The sequence below is a fragment of the Streptomyces sp. NPDC088261 genome (assembly GCF_044740805.1).
Classification (GTDB): domain Bacteria; phylum Actinomycetota; class Actinomycetes; order Streptomycetales; family Streptomycetaceae; genus Streptomyces.
On record NZ_JBIURL010000006.1, the window covers coordinates 35134 to 58006 of the forward strand.

Sequence of the window (22873 nt, forward strand, 5' to 3'; positions counted from 1 at the left end):
CGGCCCGCGGGGGCGGGCGGCCCGCAGGGGGATGTGCCGGGCGGTGCGCGGGTGGTGTGTTCCGTGATGCGCCGGTGGTGTGTCGTGTTCGCCGGTCCCCTGCGGTCCCCCCCCCCGATCGTTCTCGGCCGATCGCGCCGTCGGCGGCGTCGGGCGTTGACACCGCGTGCCGCTGCTTCTAGCGTCTCGTCTGCTGAAGCTACTAAGCGGTTGCTCAGTGATCGGGGCCGGAGAACGAGGCCGGTGACCGGGAGTCGCGGGTTCCTAGGGCGAGGAGAACATGCATGTCCACCACTGAGCAGCGCGTCGCGGTCGTGACCGGCGCGGCGCGGGGCATCGGCGCCGCCACCGCCGTACGACTGGCGGCCGAGGGCCGTGCCGTCGCCGTACTCGACCTGGACGAGGCGGCCTGCAAGGACACCGTCGAGAAGATCACCTCGGCGGGCGGCACCGCGCTCGCCGTGGGCTGTGACGTGTCCGACAGCGCGCAGGTCGAGGCGGCCGTCACCCGCGTCGCGGCCGAGCTCGGCGCGCCGACGATCCTCGTCAACAACGCCGGCGTACTGCGGGACAACCTCCTCTTCAAGATGAGCGAGTCCGACTGGGACACCGTGGTGAACGTGCACCTCAAGGGCGCCTTCCTGATGGCGAAGGCCTGCCAGAAGCACATGGTGGACGCGGGCTTCGGCCGTATCGTCAGCCTCTCCTCCAGCTCCGCGCTGGGCAACCGGGGGCAGGCCAACTACGCGGCGGTGAAGGCCGGTCTCCAGGGCTTCACCAAGACCCTCGCCAAGGAACTGGGCAAGTTCGGCATCACCGCCAACGCCGTGGCCCCCGGTTTCGTCGTCACCGAGATGACAGCGCAGACCGCCGCCCGGGTCGGCATGGACTTCGAGGACTTCCAGGCCGCCGCCGCCACCCAGATCCCGGTCCAGCGCGTCGGGACGCCGGACGACATTGCGAACGCGATCGCCTTCTTCACCGGCGAGGAGGCGGGCTTCGTCTCCGGCCAGGTGCTGTACGTGGCGGGCGGGCCGCTCAACTAGGGAGTGTCCGGCGCAACAGCACCGGCGCACCGAGGCATGTGACGAACCCGGGAGCAGGGATCACGTAATGACACAGCAGACGCGGGACGAGCAGATACGGGACGCCCCGGCGGCCGGCGGCCGGCCCCAGGACAGCGGCAAGGTCGCGCTCGTCACGGGCGCGAGTCGCGGCATAGGGTACGGAGTCGCCGAGGCGCTCGTCGCCCGCGGCGACCGGGTGTGCATCACCGCGCGCGGCGAGGACGCCCTCAAGGAGGCCGTGGAGCGGCTCGGTTCCGACCGGGTCATCGGCGTCGCGGGCAAGGCGCACGACGAGGCGCACCAGGCGATCGCCGTCGAGCGCACGATGGAGGCCTTCGGCCGCGTCGACTTCCTCGTCAACAACGCGGGGACGAACCCGGTGTTCGGCCCGATGGCCGAGCTGGACCTGAACGTCGCCCGCAAGGTGTTCGAGACCAACGTGGTCTCGGCGCTCGGCTTCGCCCAGCTGACCTGGAAGTTCTGGCAGAAGGAGAACGGCGGCGCGATCGTGAACATCGCATCGCTCGCCGGGATCTCCGCGTCGCCCTTCATCGGCGCGTACGGCATGAGCAAGGCGGCCATGGTCAACCTGACCCTCCAGCTGGCGCACGAGTTCGCGCCGGCCGTACGGGTCAACGCGATCGCGCCCGCGGTCGTCAAGACCCGCTTCGCGCAGGCGCTCTACGAGGGGCGCGAGGCCGAGGCCGCCGCCTCGTACCCGCTGGGCCGGCTCGGGGTGCCCGAGGACATCGGCGGCGCTGCGGCCTTCCTCACCTCGGACCAGTCGGACTGGATCACCGGCCAGACCCTGGTGGTCGACGGAGGCATCTTCCTGAACGCCGGGGTCGGCTGACCCGCCCTGACAGCCGCCGGCACCCCGGCGGCACACGGTGACACACCCTGGCACGCGGTGCCGCAGAACTGCCCAACTGCCCCATCTGATCAACATGTTGACCGGATGGGGCATTGCGGTATGGTCTGCCGATCCATGGCTGAACTAGGAGTGTGCGCGGTGTTCAACCGGATCGGTAGACAGGCTGCCTCGGCCCTCGCGTCCTTGTCCCTGCTCACGGCGTGTGGATTACTCCCCGACGAGAACGGTGAGGACGGCCGGCGCATAGTCGTCGGTACGACGAGCGAGCCGAGCACGCTCGATCCCGCCGCCTCGTGGGACAACTCGTGGGAACTGTTTCGCAATGTTTTCCAGACACTTCTGAGCTTCCCCGCCAACAGCTCGTACCCCCAGCCCGACGCGGCACGGAGCTGTGCCTTCACCGACCCGACCAGCAACCAGGTCTTCCGGTGCACGCTGCGTGAAGGGCTGACGTTCTCCAACGGCTACAGACTCGACGCGAAGGCCGTCAAGCACTCCTTCGACCGCATTCGCGCGATCAACGCACAAGGTGGTCCGGCGGGTCTGCTGGAGTCGCTCGACACGGTCGAGACGACCGGCGACGACGTCGTCACCTTCCGGCTGAAGAAGCCGGACACCACCTTCCCGTTCATTCTCGCCACCCCCGCGATGTCCATCGTCGATCCCGCCGAGTACCCGGCAGACAAGCTGCGGGACGACGGCGAGGTGAGCGGCTCGGGGCCGTACGCGCTGACCTCGTACACCCCGGGGTCGAAGGCGGAACTGGTGCAGAACACCACGTACAAGGGGTTCGCCGACCGCCGGAACAAGGGGGTCACCATTGAGTACTTCAAGGACTCGGCCGTCCTGTTCCGCGCCTTGAAGAAGAGGGACGTCGACGTCATCTACCGAGGTCTCACCTCCCAGGACGTGGTCGAACTCGAACAGAAGAAGCCCGAGAACGAGGATCTCCAGCTCGTCGAGACGGTCGGCGCGGACATCCGCTACCTCGTGTTCAACCCGACCGACCGGGCGGTGGGCCGGCTTGCCGTACGCAAGGCGATCGCCCAGGTCGTGGACCGTGACGCGCTGGTCGCCAAGGTCTACCAGGGCACGGCGGAACCGCTGTACTCGATGGTGCCCAAGGGCATCGCGAGCCACGCGACCAGCTTCTTCGACCAGTTCGGCGAACCCGACACGGCCAAGGCGCGGGCCCTCCTCCTGGCGGAGGGCATCACCGAGCCGGTGCCGCTGACGCTCTGGTTCACGACGGACCGCTACGGCTCCGGTACGGCGGCGGAGTTCGCCGAGATCAAGAGGCAGCTGGAGGCGTCGGGGCTGTTCGAGGTCACCGTGCACGGCAAGCCCTGGAAGGACTTCCAGGCGGGATACACGAAGGGGCGGTATCCGGTCTTCGGCCGCGGCTGGTTCCCCGACTTCCCCGACCCCGACAACTTCATCGCCCCCTTCGTGGGGAAGAACAACGCGCTGAGCACGCCGTACGAGAGCGACGAGATCACCCGGAAGCTGCTGCCGGAGTCGCGGAAGGTGAGCGACCGGGGCGCCGTCACGCGGCAGTTCGAGCGCGCGCAGGAGATCTTCGTCGGGGACGTGCGGCTGCTGCCGCTGTGGCAGGGGAAGTTGTACGTCGCGGCGGGGGAGGACATCGGGGGCGGGGAGCGGGCGCTCGATCCGCAGACGGTCATGCAGATGTGGGAGCTGAACCGCAAGGCGAGCTGGTAGGGCCCGGTCGGCATCCGACTGCCCGGCACCGGACCGCTCGGCGGCCGACCGCTCGGCGCTGGACCGGGACGGCCGTTGTCAGTGGTCACCGGTAGGTTCGGTGCCACAAGTGATCCCTTACCGGAGGTTGTTGACGTGACCGACACCGACATGCTGCCCGAGTCCTGGCGCGGCGTCCTCGGCGACGAGCTGCAGAAGACCTACTTCAAGGAGCTCGTCGAGTTCGTCGAGGAGGAGCGGGAGAAGGGGCCGGTCTACCCTCCGCGCGACGAGGTCTTCGCGGCCCTCGACGCCACTCCGTACGACAAGGTGAAGGTGCTCGTCCTGGGCCAGGATCCGTACCACGGCGCGGGGCAGGGCCACGGCCTGTGCTTCTCCGTGCGGCCCGGCGTGAAGACCCCGCCCTCACTGCGGAACATCTACAAGGAGATGAAGGAGGAGCTCGGCCACCCGGTGCCGGACAACGGTTATCTGATGCCGTGGGCCGAGCAGGGTGTCCTGCTGCTCAACGCCGTGCTGACCGTCCGCGAGGGCGAGGCCAACTCCCACAAGGGCAAGGGCTGGGAGAAGGTGACCGACGCGGTGATCCGCGCCGTGGCCGCGCGTCCCGACCCGGCGGTCTTTGTCCTCTGGGGCGCCTACGCGCAGAAGAAGCTGCCGCTCATCGACGAGGAGCGGCACGTGGTGGTGAAGGGCGCCCACCCGTCGCCGCTGTCGGCGAAGAAGTTCTTCGGCTCCCGACCCTTCACCCAGATGAACGAGGCGATCGCCGCCCAGGGGCACGACCCCATCGACTGGCGCATTCCCGACCTCGGCTGACCGGGGGCGGGCTGGTCCGGGGGCGCGGCAGACAGGCTCGGGCTCCGCACCCGAGCCTGAGGGGGATTGTCCGTCACGGGGGTTAGCGTCGGGTTCGTCGGCATTCTCGGACGGGCAGCGGAGGCGGCAGTGACGGAGCAGCGGGAGGCGTCGGGGGACACCTTCATGACCAGGATCGGGCAGGCGGTCATGCTGCTCCACGGCGGTGACCGTGAGGAGGCGCGCAACCGCTTCGGCGCCCTCTGGGCGGAGATCGGAGAGGCGGGGGACGCCCTCCACCGCTGCACGCTGGCGCACTACATGGCCGACACCCAGGACGACGCCGGCGACGAACTCGCCTGGGACCTCCGGGCCCTCGCGGCCGCGGACGGGCAGGGCGGCGAGGAGTCGGACCGGCGGGCCCCTTCCGCGCCCGGGGAGGCGCGGGAGGCCTCACCGGAGATGCGCGCCTTCTACCCCACGCTCCATCTGAACCTCGCCGCCGACTACCTGAAACTGCAACGCCCCGAGGCGGCGCGGCTCCACCTGGACCGGGCCCGCGCCGCCGCGGACGCGCTGGGGGACGCGGGCGATGACGGGTACGGCAACGGGGTGCGGGCCGGCATCGACCGCCTGGAACACCTGCTCGGTCAGTTCCCGTAGACGTCGTGGCAGATCCTCGCCTCCGGACTGTCCTCGGTCCAGCCTCCGTACGTCTCGCCGAGGGCGCACACCTCGCGGATGAGGGGTTCCGCCGTGCCGGGCAGGGCCTGCTGCCGCTCCACGGCCCGCTCGCGGGGCTTCGGCTTCGCGGGCGGCGCCTCCGGACGGGGGACGGACCGGGTGTCCGGCTGGGGACGGGCGATCCGGCCGGCGCCGTGCGAGGCGGAAGGAGCCGGCTTCCGTTCCGGTGTGGGGCGGACCGCGTCCAGCGCTTCCCGGGCCGGCGCCTGGACGATCTGCGGCTCCACCTCGGGCCGCGCCGCCGGGGTACGCGTCTCCGGGCGAGGTACGGCCGCCGTCCCCGGATCCACCGCCACACATCCCGAGACGGTCGTGACCGCCATTCCCACCATGATCATTGCCGCGCTTCTCGTTCGGTACACCCGCGCAACTCTGCTGGTCGGCGGCGTCGTTGAGCGAGCCCACGGGCGAAGATTGGCTCGTACGGGTGAGGACGGGCCGCCTATTGCCCGACAGCCCGACAGCCCCACTGCCCTTGAGCGCGACGTGCCTGCGGTCAGTCGCCGGTCGCGCCGTCGATGCGCTCGCGGAGAAGATCGGCGTGACCGTTGTGCCGGGCGTACTCCTCGATCATGTGGGTGTAGACCCACCGCAGGTTGTACGGCTTCCCCGTGTGCCGGCTCACCCGGCCGGCCCCGAGGTCGTCGAGCCCGAGCGGCGCGGCCACCTCACGGGCGTGGGCGATCTCCTCCTGCCAGACCGCGTACGCCTCGGCATAGGTGTCGTCCTCGCCGGCATGGAAATCGCCGTCCTGGTCGGCGTCGTCGAAGAAGATCCCCGGCGTCTTCTCGTCGGCCATCGTGTTGCGGAACCAGCCCCGCTCGACCTCGGCCATGTGCCGTACGAGCCCGAGCAGACTCAGCTCCGAGGGGGCTACCGAGAGCTGGCGCAGCTGTGTGTCGTCCAGGCCCTCGCATTTGGTGGCCAGGGTCGCGCGGTGGTACTCCAGCCAGCCTTCGAGCATCTCGCGCTCGCCGGCGACGGTGGAGGGTTCTGAGCGGTGTGGTGTGGTCATGGCGGTCATCCTCACCCACCCCCCACCCCCATGGCCACGGGTTATCCGCGCGGCGGCCCCCGTATGCTGCCCGGACGGTGGATCAACGGTCGGACACGCGCCCAAGAAGCGCCAGGAGGTTACTTGTGAAGGTCGGCTGCATCGGGCTCGGAGACATCGCCCAGAAGGCATATCTGCCGGTGCTCACCACCCTCCCCGGGGTCGAACCGCATCTCCAGACCCGCACCCCCGCCACCCTGGCGAGGACGGCCGAGACCTATCGCATCCCGGCGGCGCACTGCCACACCGACCTCGACGCGCTGCTCGCACAGGGGCTCGACGCCGCGTTCGTCCACGCCCCCACCGCCACCCACGCCGAGATCACCACCCGGCTGCTGGAAGCGGAAGTGCCGACGTACGTCGACAAACCGATCGCCTACGAACTGGCCGACTCGCAGCGGATCGTGGAACTCGCCGAAACACGCGGCGTCAGCCTCGCCGTCGGCTTCAACCGCCGCTTCGCCCCCGGCTACGCCCAGCTCCTGGAACACCCGCGTGACCTCATCCTCCTCCAGAAGAACCGCGTCGGACTGCCCGAGGACCCCCGCACCTTCGTCCTGGACGACTTCATCCATGTCGTGGACACCCTTCGTTTCCTGGTCCCCGGACCTGTCGAACACACCGATGTACGGGCCCGGCTCCGCGACGGGCTGCTGCATCACGTCGTGCTCCAGCTCTCCGGCGACGGCTTCACCGCCATCGGCATGATGAACCGGCTGAACGGCTCCACCGAGGAGATCCTGGAGGTGTCGGGACAGGACACCAAGCGGGCTGTCCACGACCTCGGCACGATCATCGACCACAAGGGACAGCCGAGCGTACGACGCCGCGGCGACTGGGTGCCGGTGTCCCGCCAGCGCGGCATCGAACAGTGTGTCCTGACGTTCCTCGACGCCGTACGGGACGGCAGGACCGTCAGCGCGCGGGACGCTCTGCTGAGTCATGAGCTGTGCGAGCGAGTGGTACGGCAGGCGCTGGAACAGGCCGCCTGAGCCGACGCCCGCCCCGCACCAGCCCCCACACCACCAGAACACCGATCGCCGAGTACACCGCCCAGTCACCGAACCGGACATACGGAGTGGTGCCCCGGGCCAGCGGGACGCCGAAGACCGCGGCGGTGCTGCGCTCCGTACCGATCGACGCCCCGATCCGCTCACCCTCGGGCCCGAACACCGCGCTCACACCGGTGAGCGTGGCGTGCACCATCGGCCGGCCCGTCTCGGCCGCCCGGAGCGCCGCGAGCGAGGCGTGCTGCTCGGGTGCCCAACTCCCCTGGAACGAAGAGGTGGACGACTGGCCCACGAGCACCTGGGCCCCGTTCTGGACCAGGCGCCTGCTCATGTCGGGGAACGCCGTCTCGAAGCAGATCAGCGGACCGAACCGCAGGCCGCCTCCCGACGGCTCCGGCGGCAGTGTCATGACCACCTGCCGCGATCCCCGCCCCCGGTCCTCGCCGGCCGCCTTGCCCACCGACGTGGCCCACCCCAGCGCGGAACGGGCGGGGATGTACTCGCCGAAGGGCACCAGCCGCATCTTGTCGTAGGTGTCACCCGTCGGTCCCTTCGGCCCGATCAGGAAACTCCGCTTGAAGATCCCTGCCCCCTCGGACGCGCCCCTGATACGGGCGTCCACATTGACCAGCAGGTCGGCCCGGACCGTACGGGACAGCGCCGCCAGCCTCGCCACCAGATCGGGACGCCGCCCCAGATCGGCGCCGATCCCGCTCTCGCCCCACACCACCAGATCCAGGTCCTGACCGGCGAGTGTCCGCGTCAGCGTCTCGTTTCGAGTGAACCGGCGCTCCAGGGAACCGGGTCCGGAGACGATGCCCGGCTGCACGACCGCGATCCTCGCGTGCCCGGAGCGGTCGGGCCTCGGCGCCCAGGTCCACGCGCTGCCCACGGCGAGCGCGCACACCACGAGCCCCACCGCCGCCACCGTCCGGGCGGCGGCCACCGCGATCAGCAGGGTCAGCGCGGTGTTCACCGCGACCACCAGGAGGCTCACCAGCCACACACCGCCCACCGAGGCGAGCCGCAGTGCCGGCGCGACCTCCCACTGGCTGGCCCCGAGCAGCCCCCAGGGCCCGCCGAGTCCTTCCCAGGACCTGAGCAGTTCGACCATCAGCCAGCCCGAAGGAACCACGATGACTGCGGCCACCGCCCGCCCGGCGGACGGCACCCCGCCGAGCATCGAACGCACCAGCGGCCCCCACGGCGCCCAGAGAAGCCCGAGCAGCGCCGCCACTATCACAATGAACACATGGAGGCTCGGCATCAGCCAGTGGTGCACGAACAGTATGAAACCGAGGCCGCCCAGCCAACCCTCCACCGCCGCGCGCCGCGCGGTCGGCGCACTCCGGACCAACAACATCCAGGGCACCAGCGCCCCGTACGCGAACCACCAGAGCGACGGAGCCGGAAAGGCCAGGGCGGGCAGCGCGCCCGCCACGACGGCAGCCGCACCACGCCACCAGGGCGAGGCCATGCGCGGGCCGGACACCACACGCCTGACGGCCAGGGTCTGCATACCGTGCCTCCTCATCCTGCCTGTTCAGCAGTCTCTTCCCCCGAAGCCGAGGACCGAAGCAGGCATGGCCGGGGAGCGGTGGGAGACGCCCAGGACTGGACCGGAAGGGTCAACCGGCGGTCGGTACACCGCCGGGCACAGCCCCACCGCGCCGCCACTGCTCGTGGACGACGACGCGGTTCAGCCGCCAGCCGGATTCGTCCCGCAGCAGCACGAACACGATCCGGCCGCCCGACATCACGTCCTCGCCCGACTCATGACGCAGCGCACTGAGATAACCGGCCGTCAACTCGGCGTGGTTCCCCGGATAACCGTCCGCGTCCTGGAACCGCACACGGCGATTGACGATCAAATGCTGCCGGACAGCGAACGGCCGCAGCTCACCGGCCAGCCACTCGGCGACCTGATCCGCCGGACCTTCGAGCCCGCCCGCCGCCGTGTGGTCGGCGCGGCCCTCCGGGGCGAACAGAGCGAGAAAACCTGGCCAGTCGGCCTCCTCGACGGCCACCGCGTAGCTCGTGATCACCTCATCGATGGCGAGCCGGTCCAGGAGTGTCGCAAGTTCCACGCGCTGCGTCATCGTCCCAGTCTCCGGTAGCCGAGGCCCCAGGCCAAGGGCCATGGGTCCGGCGACGGAAGTCTTGATCAAGCCGTGCTGCGCAGCAGCCTCGCCCCGCCGTCCACGCCTTCTTCGCTGACGCGTTCAGGAGTCAGCAGAGCCGCCGTGATCAAGTGGCGTCGTGGAACACGAGCCCGAGCGTGTGGCGCCGGCCCGAGCGCACGACGGAAACGCCGTGCCGCACGGGGGCGGCCGACCAGCCTCGTTTGGACAGCACCGGCCGGTCACGGGTCGTGAAGACCAGTCCGTGCCCCTGGGGTATGAGGGTGGCCGTCGCCCGGGACTGCGCCCGGGGGCGCTGCTCGACCATCAAGAACTCACCGCCGGAGTGGTCCTCACCGGGTGCGTTCAGATTGACGACCACCTGGAGCGGAAAGACCTTCTCGCCGAACACATCGCGGTGCAGCGCGTTCCAGTCCCCGGGCCCGTAGCGCAACAGGATGGGTGAGGGCCGTTCCTGCCCCGCCCGGTGGCACATCTCCAGCCACTCCGCCAGCGACTCGGGCCACTCCGCGTCCCGGCCGAGCTTGGCGTACCAGTCACGGGCTATCGTCAGCAGCCGCGGATACAACTCCTCGCGCAGCCGCTGCACCGCCTCCGGGAAGGGCCGGTCGAAGTAGCGGTACTCCCCGCTGCCGAAGCGATGGCGCCCCATGTCGATCGTGGACCGGAACAGATCGGACTGCTCGTAGAGCAGGCTGATGTCCGCGCACTCGGCGGGGGTGAGCAGTTGGGGCAGGAGCGCGCATCCGTACTCGTTGATCTCGTCGGTGACCGCACTCCAGTCCGTGGCGCCCACCCGCCGGGCGAACACGTCCCTCTCCGCTGCTTCCGCAGCAGCCGTAGTCGTGGCGGCCGTGCCGCCGGCCTGCGTCCTCTTCGTTGTGGTGGTCATGCTGCTGTCTCCAGGGTGAGAAGGATGTGTTTGGCGTCCACACCGCCCACGTACTGGCCGGCCGATCCGTCGGAGCGCACCACCCGGTGGCACGGCACCACAACCGGCAGGGGGTTGGTGGCGCACGCCGTGCCCACCGCCCGGACCGCTCGTGGGCTGCCCGAGGCGACGGCCACCTCGGCGTAGCTCTCGGTGTGTCCGTAGCCGATCTGGCCGAGGTGGCTGAGCACGTCACGACGGAAGCCCTTGGACAGGCGCCAGTCCAGCGGCAGGTCGAACCGCCGGCGCCGGCCGGCGAAATACTCGTCGATCTGCCGACTGGCCTCGTCGAGACGGGCGGGCGCGTGCAGAATGCGCGGTCCGATCGTCTCCGCGAGTTTCTGGAGCACCGCCGTATGGTCCTGGACCGCGTAGGCGACCTTGACCAGCCCCTGCTCGGTGGCGGCGAGCAGCAGGTTCCCGGCCGGGGTGTCCACGGTGCGGTAGGCGATGTCGAGGATTCCCTCCTCCTCCGCCTGCGCGACGAGCCGTGCCTCCAGCCGGGTCAGCACGTTGTTGTCTTCCGACGGCAACGCCGCGAACAGGCGCCTGGTCTCAGGGTCGGATGCGTTCATCACCTTCGGGCCACTCCCATCTCGTCGGTGTCTCTTGGATAAGTGCTGCGCAGCGTCTTGATTCCGTCGGCCGCGGCCCGGCGGGCCGCGGCCGCGCTGCAACCGGTCAGTGCGCCGATTTCCTTGTACGGCAGACCCGCCAGGTAGTGGTACGCCACCGCCTGGCGCTGCCGGTCGGGCAAGGCCTTGAGGGCTTGCCACAGGTCTCCGTCCCAGTCCTGCGGTCTGCCGATACGGCTGGGACGCTCGGGCAGTTCCTCCACCGGGGCCGGCCGACGCGCGTTGGCCCTGGTGGCGTCGATCGCCTTGTGATGGGCGACGGTCACCAGCCAGGCCTCCACATTGGCCTCGGACGGCAGGTCGGGATAGGCCTTCATCGCCGCGAGAAAAGTCTCCGACCAGGCGTCCTCGGCGTCGTCCGGCCCGAGGACAGCGCGGATGACGCGGAGCACCATGGGCCCGTACTCGGTCACGATCTGTTGGAAGGGTGGCTTGCTCACACCTGGTAAACGAACCGGCGGCGCCGAACGTGAGGTCGCCACGTCAGAAAAGCCGCTCGGCCTTGACCGGCGCCGGCTCTTCCAGATCCAGCAGGTGCCGCTTGCGCCACAGCCCGCCCGCATACCCCACGAGGCTGCCGTCGGCGCCCACCACGCGGTGACAGGGCACGATCACGCACAGCGGATTGCGCCCGACCGCCGCGCCCACGGCCTGCGCGAGTGCCGGATCCCCCAGCTGACGTGCGAGATCACCGTAAGAACGAGTCCGGCCATAGGGAATACGAGCGAGCAGCTCCCACACACGATGCTGGAACGCGTCTCCGGCCGGAGCCAGCGGCAGAGCGAACTCGCGCCGCTCGCCCGCGAAGTACTCATCGAGCTGACGCCTGACGTCATCAAAGCCCGCTTCGTCGCGCACGCCGAGCGAGTCGGGCGCCGGGCCGCGGCGGTGGTCCGCGAAATAGAGCCCTGTCAGTTTGCCGTCTTCCGCGACCACGGTGAGATCGCCGAGCGGCGACTCGATGGTCGTATGCACCCTGTGGTTGATGAGGGTTTGCATGGAGTGCTCCCTTCCCCGAAACCGGTGACGACCCCGAGCGGATCGCCTTTCACATCTCGTAGACGCTGGGGCGGAGCGAAACGTGAGGTCGGGCGGGAAAAAACTTCGCGGCGCGTCCGCGGCTCACATTCCGCCTCCGGCCGACGTCTACTCGGTGAGGCGCCGCAACGGCAGCGACCATTCGCCACACACCAGCGGGAGGACCGATGCTTTGTCCCCTATACGCGGGAGAGGCTCCACCGATAGATGCGCGAGGGGCTCCGCCGACCGGTCGGTGGAGCCCCTCGGAAAGCCTCGCGGGTGGAGAGAGTGGGTGCAGCGGACAGAGCCGCCGGCCGTTGCCTACGACGTGGGCAGGGCCTTGCGGATCTTGTTGGCGATCCGCGGGGAGTGATAGCCGGTGGAGGTGCCGGACATCCAGCCTTCGAGGTTCGGCGGCTCCGGGCGGGCGCCGCCGAGCAGGAACAGTCCCGGCAGGATGACGGCCGAGGCAGCGGTGAAGGCCAGCATGATCTCCAGGGAAAGGCGGAATCCGTCCGTGAAACTGCTCTGGATCATGGCGAGATGGACCAGAACGGGGCCGATCAGGAACGCGGCCTCGGAGCGCAGGAGTTCCACCAGCGCGAAGGTGGGACCGATCTGGACTGCGGTCACGGAGAAACCGGCCAGGAACAGGCCCGGAACCACACCGGCGCCGGCGCCGTACCCCAGGAGGATCGCGACGATGGGGACGACTGTGGCCGCGTTCGTCGGGGTCAGAGCGAACAGGACCGCCGCGGCGAAGACGATGCTGAGGAGGCCGGAGAGCGCCATGTACGGCGTCCAGCGGGTGACCATGATCTTGCGGAACAGGAGGGCGGAAACCACGACGCCGACGATCTGAGGGGCGATGAGCAGTCCGGTCTTCACCGGGGAGTATCCGGACACCTGGAGCATGTAGACCTCGGTCAGCTCCAGCAGGGTGGTGAAGGAGGCGCCGACGACCATGGCGTTGAGTGTTCCCGTGACCGGCAGTGTGTTGCTGATCGGGCGCACCGGCATCAGCGGTTTGGTCTTGCTGTACTGAGTCACCAGCAGGAGGGCACCCAGCACGACGCCGACGACCACCGGCGCGATGAATTCCCAGTCGCTGAAATCGCCGCGGGACAGCCAGGAGACACCGAAGAACGGCAGCATGGTGGCGCCGAAGGCGAGGGGGATGGCCGTCCAGTCGAAGCGGGCTCCCCGGGCCGGGGGTTCGTTGGGCTCGAAGGTCATGGTGCCGACGGTCAGGCCGATCGCGGCCAGTACGGCGACTGAGGTGTACAGCAGCCGCCAGCCGCTGTAGCTGCCGACCAGTCCGCCGATCACGGGGCCGGCGGTGACCATGCCGAACAGCCCGAGGCTGATGACCGCGGCGGTGGTCGGCAGGCGGTCCACACCGTGGGTCAGGATGAGCGGTGGCAGCGAGAGGACCAGCAGCATGCCGGTGAACAGGCCCTGGAGAATGACACCGGCCATGAACTGCCCGATGTCCTGGGCGCTCAGTGCCAGCACTGCGGCCACCACGAAGCCGGACTCGCAGAAGATGTAGAGATGGCGTCCAGGCAGCCGCTGGAAGAGATCGGCGGCGACCACCGCGCCGAACGCGTATCCGGCGTTCGAAAGTCCGCTCGTGAGCTGCAATTGGAACCGGCTCGCGTCCAGCTCCTTCATGAGGATCTCAGGAAAGAGGGAGAGTGCCGTAGTGAGTACGAGAAACGGACTCAGCGCGAGAAGCGCGAGGGTGACCGCGGCGGCGTAGTTGCCCGCCAAGGGGAGGCTGGTGAAGACGCGAGGCGTAAGGAAACGGGAACTGATTGTCGCCTCCGGGGTCGTGGTGGGGGAGGCGCACATGCAGGTCAGGCGCTCGGCACAGAGATCTGTGGCGTCCTCGTGGGGCGACGCCCGGGACTGACGGGCCGTCGGCTCAGCCTACGATCCGTGGTGTGCCCGACCTGGAACTGACACGCCATCAGGCGTGACGTTGCTTCAGGAAGGAGGGAGGTGGCCCGACGCCGTGTCCAGCCAGCGGCTCACCGCGAGGGCGGCCTCGGGATCGGCTTGGGCCAGGCGGGTCGCGATCGCGGTGTCCTCGCCCGAGGAGAGGCCGGAGCCGTCCGGTGCGTCGAGGAGACCTGCGTGGGACAGCGCCCGCAGCAGTGTGTCTCCGGCCTTGTCGGAGTCGGCCGACCCGGCTTGCTCGGCCGCGCGGCGGTCGGCCTCGCCGGCCAGGCCGCCCTGGACGAAGGCGTCGGTGTCGGGGTCGTACGTTCCGGCGTGGACCGCGAGGAGGGCCTCGATGCGTTCCCACTCCTCGACCTCGGCGAGGGCGCGGGCCCGGGACGGGTCGGCCGTGGCTTCTTCCTCGCCGCCGTCGCTGTCTTCCTCGGGCAGTCGGCTCTGGGCGTCTTCCAGGGCGGCCGCCACCTCGTGGTGCGAGAGCCCCCGGGCCCTGCCGCGCACCGCGTGCCGGCCGGCCTTCTCCTCGGCGGTGGTGTCCGGTGCCCCCGCGTCGGGTTCCCCGGTGTCGAGTTCGGCGGTGTCAGGAGGTGTCATCTGTCTTCCTGCTCTCTTCGTGCCATGTCCGTGCCCATGGTGACGGGTGGGCCCGGGCCGCACGGCCGGCCCACGGGGGGACGGGAGGTGCTAGGCGGCCCGGTTCACGTCGGGGCGGAGGGCGGCGGCCCATTCGAGGAGCAGCACTTCGTACGCCTCGGCAGGCCACGTTCCGTCGGCCGCGTCGACGAGCGCACGGATGCGCTCGTTGGCCGCGACGGCGCCGGGCACCGCGGAAGCGGAAGGGGAAGAAGAGGACATACGACTAGCGTAGGGGCAGCCGGGGTGCGAAGTGACCGATTAAGGGGCGTCCTTGCTCACACTCGGATGCGGAGGGTTTTAACCCCCTTCTTATGGTGTGCGCCCTATGGCGATGTCTCTGGAGACCCGGCCGTGCGGGTTTCGGCCCGTCAGCCCGCCGACTCGCCCGCGTGCGGGCTCAGGGTGTCGGTGCCCACCAGGAAGAACAGTGCGATGCCGAGGAGGATCCGGTAGATGACGAACGGCATGAAGCTCTTTGTGGTGATGAACTTCATGAACCACGCAATAACAACATATCCGACAATGAACGCGATGATCGTCGCGAAGATGGTGGGGCCCCAGGAGACGTGGCCCTCGGTCGCGTCCTTGAGTTCGAACACGCCCGACGCCAGCACCGCGGGGATCGCGAGCAGGAAGGAGTAACGGGCCGCTGCCTCTCGGGTGTAGCCCATCAGGAGACCACCGCTGATCGTGGCCCCCGAGCGGGAGACGCCCGGCACCAGCGCCAGGGCCTGGCAGATGCCGAAGATGAGGCCGTCCCTGACCCCCAGGTCCTGGAGGGACTTGCGGACCTTGACGGCACGGTGCTTGCCGCCGGCCTCGTCGCGGGCCGCCAGCCGGTCGGCGATGCCGAGGATGATGCCCATCACGATCAGGGTTGTGGCGATCAGCCGCAGGTCGCGGAAGGGGCCCTCGATCTGGTCCTTGAACGTGATGCCCAGGACACCGATCGGGATCGAGCCGACGATGACCAGCCACCCCATCTGCGCGTCGTGGTCGGAGCGCAGTGCCTTGTTCGTCAGCGACCGGAACCACGCCGAGATGATCCGCGCGATGTCCTTGCGGAAGTAGATCAGCACGGCCGCTTCCGTGCCGATCTGCGTGATCGCCGTGAAGGCCGCGCCCGGGTCGTGCCAGCCGGCGAACGCCGCGGTGAGCCGCAGGTGCGCGCTGGAGGAGATGGGCAGGAACTCGGTCAGCCCCTGGACGAGCCCGAGGATGAAAGATTCGAACCAAGACATGAGGTACTACGCCATCCAAGGAATCATCGTGCACTGGCCGGCTGAACCACGGCGCAGTGGCGGAGCGGGAGCTGACGGGCGGTACGAGGATTGGATCATATGGACGGTCGGGCGGTCCTGGTCGCGCTGGCTCTTCGTTGACAGGGCGGACAGGGCTGATGGGGCGGACACGGCGAAGCACGGTGTTGTCGGGGGTCGGAGACCCGCGACGGAGACCTGCGTCGGTGACGCCGATCCCCAAAAAATAAGTGGCGGCGATCACGTGTCGGTTCCGGTGCAGCCTAGCGTCCGCGTGCTAAGTGCCCGTGCGCGGGGGGAGCGAAAGGAAGGGAGCGAGGAGTGGGAAACGTGGCAAGGGTCGGCAGCGCACTCCGGGGCGGGCAAGGGAGTGCAACGTCACAGCGGCGCGCTCTGCTGCTCGTTCAGCGGGCTGTCATAACATCTGAGCATGACGGTTCTGCCTGATGACGGGCTTTCCCTCGCCGCCGAGTTCCCCGACGCGACCCGCGAGGAGTGGCAGAGCCTGGTGGCGGGCGTCCTGCGCAAATCGGGCCGGGAGACGTCGGGTACGGCGGCCGAGGAAGCGCTGTCTACGCGACTCCAGGACGGCCTCTCGACCTCCCCCCTCTATACCGCCGACGACGCGCCGTCGGCCGACGGTTATCCGGGGTTCGCGCCGTTCACCCGGGGCAGCCAGGCCGAAGGGGCCGCCGTCGCCGGCTGGGATGTACGGCAGCGGCACGCGCGTACCGACCCCGCGCTGACGAGCGAAGCGGTGCTCGCCGATCTGGAGAACGGGGTCACCTCGCTCTGGCTGGCCGTGGGACCGGGTGGGGTGCCGGTGTCCGCGCTCGCCACCGCGCTCGACGGGGTCTTCCTCGACCTGGCGCCGGTCGCCCTCGACGCGGGGGACGAGTTCGCCCCCGCCGCCGAGGAGTTGCTGCGGCTCCACCGGGAGCGCGACGTGGCGCCGCATCAGGTGAGGGGCACGCTCGGCGCGGACCCGTACGGCCAACTCGCCCGTATGGGAACGGAGTCGGCGGACGGCGTCGGACAGGCGGCCGAACTCGCCTCGCTCTGCGCACGGGAGTACCCCGGGCTGCGCGCCGTTTCCGTGGACGCGCTGCCCTACCACGAGGCCGGCGGGTCCGACGCCCAGGAGTTGGGTTGTTCACTCGCCACCGGCGTGGCCTGGCTGCGGGACCTCACCGCGGCCGGACTGTCCGTCGAAGACGCCTGCGGACAGCTGGAGTTCAGGTACGCGGCCACCGCCGACCAGTTCCTGACCATCGCCAAACTCCGTGCCGCACGCCGGCTCTGGGCCAGGGTGGCCGAGGTCGGCGGCGCCGGGCCCGCCGCCCGGGCGCAGCGCCAGCACGCCGTGACCTCACCCGTGATGATGACCCGGCGCGACCCCTGGGTGAACATGCTGCGCACCACGGTCGCCTCGCTGGCGGCCGGGCTCGGCGGGGCCGATTCCGTGACCGTCCTGCCGTTCGACCACAGGCTCGGACTGCCGGACGCGTTCGCCCGCCGGGTCGCCCGCAACACCTCCACGATCCTGCTGGAGGAGTCGCACCTGGGACGCGTGATCGACCCGGCGGGCGGGTCCTGGTACGTGGAGCGGCTCACCGACGACCTCGCGCACGCGGCCTGGGCGTGGTTCCAGGAGATCGAGCGGGCCGGCGGCCTGCGTGCCGCCCTGCACGGCGGACTGATCGGTGAACGGCTCGCGGCCACCTGGAAGGAACGCTCGGGGCGGCTGGCCCGGCGGCGCGAACCCATCACCGGTGTCAGCGAGTTCCCGCTTCTCGACCAGGCCCCGGTCGTGCGCGAGCCGGCACCGGAAGCGCCGCAGCCCACGGCCTTCGGCTCGGCCGGGGGGCTCCCCGTCGTCCACCGCGACCAGGCGTTCGAGGCCCTGCGCGCTCGCTCGGACGCGCACCTCGCCGCCACCGGAGCCAGGCCGCGTGTCTTCCTGGCCGCGCTCGGGCCGGCCGCGGCCCACACCGCGCGGGCCTCGTTCGCCGCGGGGCTCTTCCAGGCCGGCGGCATCGAGACCGTGCACGACCCGGTGTCCGTGAACGCGGACACGGCAGGCGACGCGTTCACGCGCAGCGGGGCCGCCGTCGCCTGCGTCTGCTCCAGCGACGCGCTGTACGCCGAGGGAGCCGCGCCCGTCGCACGGGCCCTCGTCGCGGCCGGGGCACTCAGGGTGTTCCTCGCCGGGCGGCCCGGCGAGCAGGAGGAGATGTACCGACAAGCCGGAGTGGACCAGTTCGTCGTCGCGGGCGGCGACGCGGTCGCGGTCCTCGGCTCCGTACTCGACCGGATGGGAGTGGCGTGATGGGAATCCCCGACTTCTCGGAGATCGAACTCGGCCCCGGCGCCGCGACAGGCTCCGAGGAGCAGTGGCGCGGGGCGGTGGAGGAACACACCGGCAAGGACGCCGCCGAACTCGTCTGGGACACCCCGGAAGGCATCGCCGTCAAGCCGCTCTACACCGCGCGCGACACGGCGGGCCTCGACTTCCTGGCCACGTACCCGGGCATCGCGCCGTACCTGCGCGGGCCGTACCCGACGATGTACGTCAACCAGCCCTGGACGATCCGGCAGTACGCCGGGTTCTCCACCGCCGAGGAGTCCAACGCGTTCTACCGGCGCAACCTGGCAGCGGGACAGAAGGGCCTGTCGGTCGCCTTCGACCTGCCGACCCACCGCGGCTACGACAGCGACCACCCGCGCGTGACCGGCGACGTCGGCATGGCGGGCGTCGCCATCGACTCCATCTACGACATGCGGCGGCTCTTCGACGGCATCCCGCTGGACCGGATGAGCGTGTCGATGACGATGAACGGCGCGGTGCTGCCCGTCCTCGCGCTGTACATCGTGGCCGCCGAGGAGCAGGGCGTACCGCCAGAGAAGCTGGCGGGCACCATCCAGAACGACATTCTCAAGGAGTTCATGGTCCGCAACACCTACATCTATCCGCCGACCCCGTCGATGCGGATCATCTCCGACATCTTCGCGTACACCTCGCGGAAGATGCCGCGCTACAACTCCATCTCCATCTCCGGCTACCACATCCAGGAAGCCGGCGCGACGGCCGACCTGGAGCTGGCGTACACCCTTGCGGACGGGGTGGAGTACCTGCGGGCCGGGCTGGGCGCGGGACTTGACGTCGACTCCTTCGCGCCGCGGCTCTCCTTCTTCTGGGCGATCGGCATGAACTTCTTCATGGAGATCGCCAAGTTGCGGGCGGCCAGGCTCCTCTGGGCCAAACTGGTGAAGAAGTTCGACCCGCAGAACGCCAAGTCCCTCTCGCTGCGCACCCATTCACAGACCTCCGGCTGGTCCCTCACCGCACAGGACGTCTTCAACAACGTCACCCGCACCTGTGTCGAGGCGATGGCGGCCACCCAGGGACACACCCAGTCCCTGCACACCAACGCGCTCGACGAGGCGCTGGCCCTGCCCACCGACTTCTCCGCGCGGATCGCCCGCAACACCCAGCTGCTCCTCCAGCAGGAGTCGGGCACCGGCCGGGTCATCGACCCGTGGGGCGGCAGCGCGTACGTCGAGAAGCTGACCTACGACCTCGCGCGCCGCGCCTGGCAGCACATCGAGGAGGTCGAGGCGGCGGGCGGCATGGCGCAGGCCATCGACGCCGGCATCCCGAAACTGCGGGTCGAGGAGGCGGCGGCCCGTACCCAGGCGCGGATCGACTCCGGGCGGCAGCCCGTCATCGGCGTCAACAAGTACCGGGTCGAGACCGACGAGAAGATCGACGTCCTCAAGGTCGACAACTCATCCGTACGGGCCCAGCAGCTCGACAAGCTCCGGCGGCTGCGTGAGGAGCGGGACGACGGCGCCTGCCAGGACGCGCTCCGGGCCCTCACCGCGGCGGCCGAATCCGGCCCCGGCCCCGGTCTGGAGGGAAACCTCCTGGCCCTCGCCGTGGACGCGGCCCGCGCGATGGCTACCGTCGGTGAGATCTCCGACGCCCTGGAGAAGGTCTACGGGCGGCACGCCGGACAGATCCGTACGATCTCCGGTGTGTACCGGAACGAGGCAGGCACCTCCCCGGCCGTCGAGCGCACCCGCGCGGCGGTCGAGGACTTCGAGCGCGCGGAGGGCCGGCGCCCGCGCATCCTGGTCGCCAAGATGGGCCAGGACGGGCACGACCGGGGGCAGAAGGTGATCGCCACCGCCTTCGCCGACCTGGGTTTCGACGTCGACGTCGGCCCGCTGTTCCAGACGCCGGGCGAGGTGGCGCGGCAGGCGGTGGAGGCCGACGTGCACATCGTCGGCGTCTCGTCGCTGGCCGCCGGGCACCTCACGCTCGTACCGGCGCTGCGCGAGCAGCTCGCCGCCGAGGGCCGCGAGGACATCATGATCGTCGTCGGCGGGGTCATCCCGCCGCAGGACATCGAGGAGCTGCACCGCGCCGGGGCCGTCGCCGTCTTCCCGCCCGGCACGGTGATCCCCGACGCGGCGACCGATCTGCTCACGGCGCTCACCGCGGCGCTGGGCCACGAGGGTTGAGCGCGTGCCGCCACGGATCGACCTCGACAGCTACACCAAGGGTGTCCTGGACGGCTCGCGCGCGTACATCGCCCGGGCCATCACGCTGGTGGAGTCCACGCGGCCCGACCACCGGGCCCTCGCCCAGGGGCTGTTGACGGAGTTGCTGCCGTACGCGGGCAAGGCGCGCCGGATCGGGATCAGCGGCGTGCCCGGCGTGGGCAAGTCCACCTTCATCGACGCGCTGGGGACGATGCTCACCGGCCTCGGGCACCGGGTCGCGGTGCTGGCCGTGGACCCGTCGTCCAGCAGGACCGGCGGGTCCATCCTCGGCGACAAGACGCGGATGGAGCGCCTCGCGGTCGATCCGCAGGCGTTCGTCAGGCCCTCTCCGACCGCGGGCACGCTGGGGGGTGTGGCGAAGGCGACGCGCGAGACGATCGTGGTGATGGAGGCGGCCGGGTACGACGTGGTGCTGGTGGAGACGGTCGGGGTCGGCCAGTCCGAGACGACGGTCTCCCGGATGGTCGACTCCTTCCTGCTCCTCACCCTCGCGCGGACCGGCGACCAGCTCCAGGGCATCAAGAAGGGCGTTTTGGAACTGGCGGACGTCATCACCGTCAACAAGGCCGACGGCCCCCACGAACGCGACGCGCGCTCGGCCGCGCGTGAACTCGCGGGCGCGCTGCGGTTGATGCATCCCGTGGACGCGGCCTGGACGCCGCCGGTGCTCAGTTGCAGCGCGCGGGAGGGCACGGGGCTCGACGTGGTGTGGGAACGGCTGGAGCAGCACCGCGCGGTCCTGGAGGCGGACGGCCGGCTGGAGCGCAAGCGCCGTGACCAGCAGGTCGACTGGACGTGGTCGATGGTCCGCGACCATCTCCTGGACCGGTTGCGTGAGCACCCGGAGGTACGGGAGCTGGCTCCGGGGCTGGAACAGCGGGTACGGGAAGGCACGTTGACGCCGACGCTGGCGGCCGACCGGATCATCGAGGCGCTGGGGCGGGCGGGGGGCGGCGGGTGACCTCGTCGTCCGAAGACCGCGTGATCTCTCGTAACGGGTGACTCTCAAGAAGAAGAAGGCGTACGGAACGTGGACGAACAGCATGTGCTGACCGACCGTCGGGGGAACGTCGGTTCGCTGACCCTGAACCGGCCCCGGGCCCTCAACGCGCTGACGCACGGCATGGTTTCGGCGCTCTCCGAGGCCCTCACCGCGTGGGAGGGCGACGACCGCGTGCGGGTGGTGGTCGTCTCCGGGGCCGGGGAGCGCGGGCTGTGCGCGGGCGGGGACATCCGGGCCATCTACGAGGACGCGCGGGTGGGCGGGGGCGCGTCGGCGGAGTTCTGGCGCGACGAGTACCGGCTCAACGCGTACATCGCCCGCTATCCGAAGCCGTACGTCGCCTTCATGGACGGCATCGTGATGGGGGGCGGGGTCGGGATCTCGGCGCACGGCAGCGTACGGATCGTGACCGAGCGGTCGGCGGTCGCCATGCCGGAGACCGGGATCGGGTTGGTGCCGGACGTCGGCGGGACGTATCTGCTGGCGCGGGCGCCGGGGGAGGCCGGTACGCACCTGGCCCTCACGGGGGCGGTGGTGGGGGCGGCGGACGCGGTGTGGTGCGGGCTCGCGGACCATTTTGTGCCGTCGGAGCGGTTGGGGGCGCTGCGGGGGGCTCTGGAGGATGCGCTCGGGGAGGGGGAAGGGGAGGACGATGGTGTGGGTGCGGTCCGGGGCGTGGTGGCCCGGTACGCCGGGGTTGCGCCCGAGGGGCGGCTCGCCAGCGATCGCGAGTGGATCGACGGGTGTTATGCGGCCGACACCGTCGAGGAGATCGTCGACCGGCTGTACGGGCACGGGCATCCGGCGGCGAAGGAGGCGGCCGAGACGATTCTGACGCGGTCGCCCACCGCGCTGAAGGCGACGCTGGCGGGGTTGCGGGCGGCGCGGGGGCTGCCGACGTTGGAGCGGGTGCTGGAGCGGGAGTACCGGGCGTCGTGTGCGGCGCTTGGGACGGGGGATCTGGTGGAGGGGATTCGGGCGCAGGTCATCGACAAGGATCGGGCTCCGCGGTGGGCTCCGCGGGAGTTGGGCGGGGTGTCGGGGGCGGAGGTGTCGGCGTTTTTGGCGGTGCCGGCGGGTGGGGATCTTTGGGGTGGGCGCGGGGGGTTGTGACGGGGGTTGGGGTTGCGGGGCGGGGCCACGCTTTGTCCTCAAACGCCAGACGGGCTGGATGTGTCCCCAAGCGCCGGACGGGCTGGGTTTGGCTGGGCGGGGCGGGGGTGGTGCGGGTTGGGGGTGGGTGTCCTCAAGCGCCGGACGGGCTGAAAGGTGTCCTCAAGCGCCGGACGGGCTGGATGTGGCCGGGCGGAGTGGGGTGGTGCGGGTAGGGGAGTGTCCTCAAGCGCCGGACCGGCTGAAAGGTGTCCTCAAGCGTCGGACGGGCTTGGATTGGCTTGGGTGGGTTTGGAAGGTGCATGTGTGTGGCCCGTGCGGATTTTGCTGGAGGG

22 protein-coding genes are annotated in these 22873 nt (G+C 70.1%); 10 read left to right on the plus strand and 12 right to left on the minus strand.

The window, feature by feature from the left end:
- Positions 1 to 284: 284 nt before the first annotated feature.
- The 5 genes from fabG (at position 285) to ACIODU_RS14100 (ending at position 5124) form a co-directional block, all read left to right on the plus strand.
- Positions 285 to 1046 carry a 3-oxoacyl-ACP reductase FabG gene (gene fabG / locus ACIODU_RS14080; protein WP_401767407.1) on the plus strand — a complete coding sequence of 254 codons (762 nt, stop codon included), beginning with the start codon at positions 285 to 287 and terminating at the stop codon, positions 1044 to 1046.
- Between the two features lie 67 nt (positions 1047 to 1113).
- The gene (locus tag ACIODU_RS14085; RefSeq protein WP_401767408.1) at positions 1114 to 1920 is read left to right on the plus strand and encodes an SDR family oxidoreductase; all 807 of its coding nucleotides are present in this window, start codon (positions 1114 to 1116) and stop codon (positions 1918 to 1920) included.
- 159 nt (positions 1921 to 2079) lie between these two features.
- Positions 2080 to 3663, plus strand: coding sequence for an ABC transporter substrate-binding protein (locus tag ACIODU_RS14090; protein WP_401767868.1), 1584 nt, complete (start codon positions 2080 to 2082; stop codon positions 3661 to 3663).
- Between the two features lie 135 nt (positions 3664 to 3798).
- Positions 3799 to 4482 carry a uracil-DNA glycosylase gene (locus tag ACIODU_RS14095; RefSeq protein WP_401767410.1) on the plus strand — a complete coding sequence of 228 codons (684 nt, stop codon included), beginning with the start codon at positions 3799 to 3801 and terminating at the stop codon, positions 4480 to 4482.
- Between the two features lie 129 nt (positions 4483 to 4611).
- Positions 4612 to 5124 (plus strand): hypothetical protein, encoded by a 513-nt coding sequence (locus tag ACIODU_RS14100; protein ID WP_401767412.1) that lies wholly within the window; start codon positions 4612 to 4614, stop codon positions 5122 to 5124.
- Here the strand turns inward: ACIODU_RS14100 and ACIODU_RS14105 are convergent.
- Together ACIODU_RS14105 and ACIODU_RS14110 are read right to left on the minus strand one after the other, a co-directional pair.
- Positions 5112 to 5528 (minus strand): hypothetical protein, encoded by a 417-nt coding sequence (locus ACIODU_RS14105; RefSeq protein WP_401767413.1) that lies wholly within the window; start codon positions 5526 to 5528, stop codon positions 5112 to 5114. The genes ACIODU_RS14100 and ACIODU_RS14105 overlap by 13 nt on opposite strands.
- Positions 5529 to 5701: 173 nt before the next feature.
- Entirely contained in the window at positions 5702 to 6220 is a 519-nt protein-coding gene (locus tag ACIODU_RS14110; protein ID WP_401767415.1) for a DinB family protein, read from the minus strand.
- Between the two features lie 125 nt (positions 6221 to 6345).
- On the opposite strand from ACIODU_RS14110, the gene ACIODU_RS14115 reads away from it, so the two are divergent.
- Positions 6346 to 7251: a Gfo/Idh/MocA family protein gene (locus tag ACIODU_RS14115; RefSeq protein ID WP_401767417.1), complete on the plus strand. Its 906-nt coding sequence runs from the start codon at positions 6346 to 6348 to the stop codon at positions 7249 to 7251.
- On the opposite strand, the gene lnt is transcribed toward ACIODU_RS14115, so the two are convergent.
- The 10 genes from lnt to ACIODU_RS14165 all read right to left on the minus strand — a co-directional run bounded on the left by lnt (position 7175) and on the right by ACIODU_RS14165 (position 15835).
- Positions 7175 to 8788 carry an apolipoprotein N-acyltransferase gene (gene lnt, locus ACIODU_RS14120; RefSeq protein ID WP_401767419.1) on the minus strand — a complete coding sequence of 538 codons (1614 nt, stop codon included), beginning with the start codon at positions 8786 to 8788 and terminating at the stop codon, positions 7175 to 7177. The two genes, ACIODU_RS14115 and lnt, sit on opposite strands and share 77 nt — an antisense overlap.
- 109 nt (positions 8789 to 8897) lie before the next feature.
- On the minus strand, positions 8898 to 9368 hold the full coding sequence (locus ACIODU_RS14125) for a nuclear transport factor 2 family protein (RefSeq protein ID WP_401767421.1): 471 nt from the start codon (positions 9366 to 9368) through the stop codon (positions 8898 to 8900).
- Positions 9369 to 9516: 148 nt separating this feature from the next.
- The gene (locus ACIODU_RS14130; protein WP_401767423.1) at positions 9517 to 10302 is read right to left on the minus strand and encodes a 2OG-Fe(II) oxygenase; all 786 of its coding nucleotides are present in this window, start codon (positions 10300 to 10302) and stop codon (positions 9517 to 9519) included.
- On the minus strand, positions 10299 to 10916 hold the full coding sequence (locus ACIODU_RS14135) for a methylated-DNA--[protein]-cysteine S-methyltransferase (RefSeq protein WP_401767424.1): 618 nt from the start codon (positions 10914 to 10916) through the stop codon (positions 10299 to 10301). The genes ACIODU_RS14130 and ACIODU_RS14135 overlap by 4 nt, the downstream gene beginning before the upstream one ends.
- The gene (locus ACIODU_RS14140) at positions 10916 to 11416 is read right to left on the minus strand and encodes a sigma-70 family RNA polymerase sigma factor (RefSeq protein ID WP_356431811.1); all 501 of its coding nucleotides are present in this window, start codon (positions 11414 to 11416) and stop codon (positions 10916 to 10918) included. Before ACIODU_RS14140 ends, ACIODU_RS14135 begins: the two co-directional genes overlap by 1 nt.
- 43 nt (positions 11417 to 11459) lie before the next feature.
- Positions 11460 to 11975 (minus strand): methylated-DNA--[protein]-cysteine S-methyltransferase, encoded by a 516-nt coding sequence (locus ACIODU_RS14145; RefSeq protein WP_401767426.1) that lies wholly within the window; start codon positions 11973 to 11975, stop codon positions 11460 to 11462.
- A 342-nt stretch (positions 11976 to 12317) separates the two neighbouring features.
- The gene (locus tag ACIODU_RS14150) at positions 12318 to 13769 is read right to left on the minus strand and encodes an MFS transporter (RefSeq protein WP_401767428.1); all 1452 of its coding nucleotides are present in this window, start codon (positions 13767 to 13769) and stop codon (positions 12318 to 12320) included.
- A 216-nt stretch (positions 13770 to 13985) separates the two neighbouring features.
- Positions 13986 to 14552 carry a hypothetical protein gene (locus tag ACIODU_RS14155; RefSeq protein WP_401767429.1) on the minus strand — a complete coding sequence of 189 codons (567 nt, stop codon included), beginning with the start codon at positions 14550 to 14552 and terminating at the stop codon, positions 13986 to 13988.
- A gap of 90 nt (positions 14553 to 14642) precedes the next feature.
- Positions 14643 to 14813: a hypothetical protein gene (locus ACIODU_RS14160; protein WP_401767431.1), complete on the minus strand. Its 171-nt coding sequence runs from the start codon at positions 14811 to 14813 to the stop codon at positions 14643 to 14645.
- Between the two features lie 149 nt (positions 14814 to 14962).
- Positions 14963 to 15835, minus strand: a complete 873-nt coding sequence (locus tag ACIODU_RS14165; RefSeq protein ID WP_356431820.1) for an undecaprenyl-diphosphate phosphatase — start codon at positions 15833 to 15835, stop codon at positions 14963 to 14965.
- Between the two features lie 448 nt (positions 15836 to 16283).
- On the opposite strand from ACIODU_RS14165, the gene ACIODU_RS14170 reads away from it, so the two are divergent.
- From ACIODU_RS14170 to ACIODU_RS14185, 4 genes are all read left to right on the plus strand, one after another.
- Positions 16284 to 18182 (plus strand): methylmalonyl-CoA mutase family protein, encoded by a 1899-nt coding sequence (locus tag ACIODU_RS14170; protein WP_401767433.1) that lies wholly within the window; start codon positions 16284 to 16286, stop codon positions 18180 to 18182.
- On the plus strand, positions 18182 to 20380 hold the full coding sequence (scpA, locus tag ACIODU_RS14175) for a methylmalonyl-CoA mutase (RefSeq protein ID WP_401767435.1): 2199 nt from the start codon (positions 18182 to 18184) through the stop codon (positions 20378 to 20380). Before ACIODU_RS14170 ends, scpA begins: the two co-directional genes overlap by 1 nt.
- A 4-nt stretch (positions 20381 to 20384) precedes the next feature.
- A complete protein-coding gene (gene meaB, locus ACIODU_RS14180) occupies positions 20385 to 21383 on the plus strand; it encodes a methylmalonyl Co-A mutase-associated GTPase MeaB (RefSeq protein ID WP_401767437.1) in 999 nt (332 codons plus the stop codon).
- A 69-nt stretch (positions 21384 to 21452) separates the two neighbouring features.
- Positions 21453 to 22538 (plus strand): enoyl-CoA hydratase/isomerase family protein, encoded by a 1086-nt coding sequence (locus tag ACIODU_RS14185; RefSeq protein ID WP_401767438.1) that lies wholly within the window; start codon positions 21453 to 21455, stop codon positions 22536 to 22538.
- The last annotated feature ends 335 nt before the right edge of the window (positions 22539 to 22873 follow it).

Coding starts and splice junctions, on each gene's coding strand:
- fabG (WP_401767407.1), top strand. CDS start 285: ATGTCCACCACTGAGCAGCGCGTCGCGGTCGTGACCGGCGCGGCGCGG.
- ACIODU_RS14085 (WP_401767408.1), top strand. CDS start 1,114: ATGACACAGCAGACGCGGGACGAGCAGATACGGGACGCCCCGGCGGCC.
- ACIODU_RS14105 (WP_401767413.1), bottom strand. CDS start 5,528: ATGGCGGTCACGACCGTCTCGGGATGTGTGGCGGTGGATCCGGGGACG.
- ACIODU_RS14110 (WP_401767415.1), bottom strand. CDS start 6,220: ATGACCACACCACACCGCTCAGAACCCTCCACCGTCGCCGGCGAGCGC.
- lnt (WP_401767419.1), bottom strand. CDS start 8,788: ATGCAGACCCTGGCCGTCAGGCGTGTGGTGTCCGGCCCGCGCATGGCC.
- ACIODU_RS14125 (WP_401767421.1), bottom strand. CDS start 9,368: ATGACGCAGCGCGTGGAACTTGCGACACTCCTGGACCGGCTCGCCATC.
- ACIODU_RS14130 (WP_401767423.1), bottom strand. CDS start 10,302: ATGACCACCACAACGAAGAGGACGCAGGCCGGCGGCACGGCCGCCACG.
- ACIODU_RS14135 (WP_401767424.1), bottom strand. CDS start 10,916: ATGAACGCATCCGACCCTGAGACCAGGCGCCTGTTCGCGGCGTTGCCG.
- ACIODU_RS14145 (WP_401767426.1), bottom strand. CDS start 11,975: ATGCAAACCCTCATCAACCACAGGGTGCATACGACCATCGAGTCGCCG.
- ACIODU_RS14155 (WP_401767429.1), bottom strand. CDS start 14,552: ATGACACCTCCTGACACCGCCGAACTCGACACCGGGGAACCCGACGCG.
- ACIODU_RS14160 (WP_401767431.1), bottom strand. CDS start 14,813: ATGTCCTCTTCTTCCCCTTCCGCTTCCGCGGTGCCCGGCGCCGTCGCG.
- ACIODU_RS14165 (WP_356431820.1), bottom strand. CDS start 15,835: ATGTCTTGGTTCGAATCTTTCATCCTCGGGCTCGTCCAGGGGCTGACC.
- ACIODU_RS14170 (WP_401767433.1), top strand. CDS start 16,284: ATGACGGTTCTGCCTGATGACGGGCTTTCCCTCGCCGCCGAGTTCCCC.
- scpA (WP_401767435.1), top strand. CDS start 18,182: ATGGGAATCCCCGACTTCTCGGAGATCGAACTCGGCCCCGGCGCCGCG.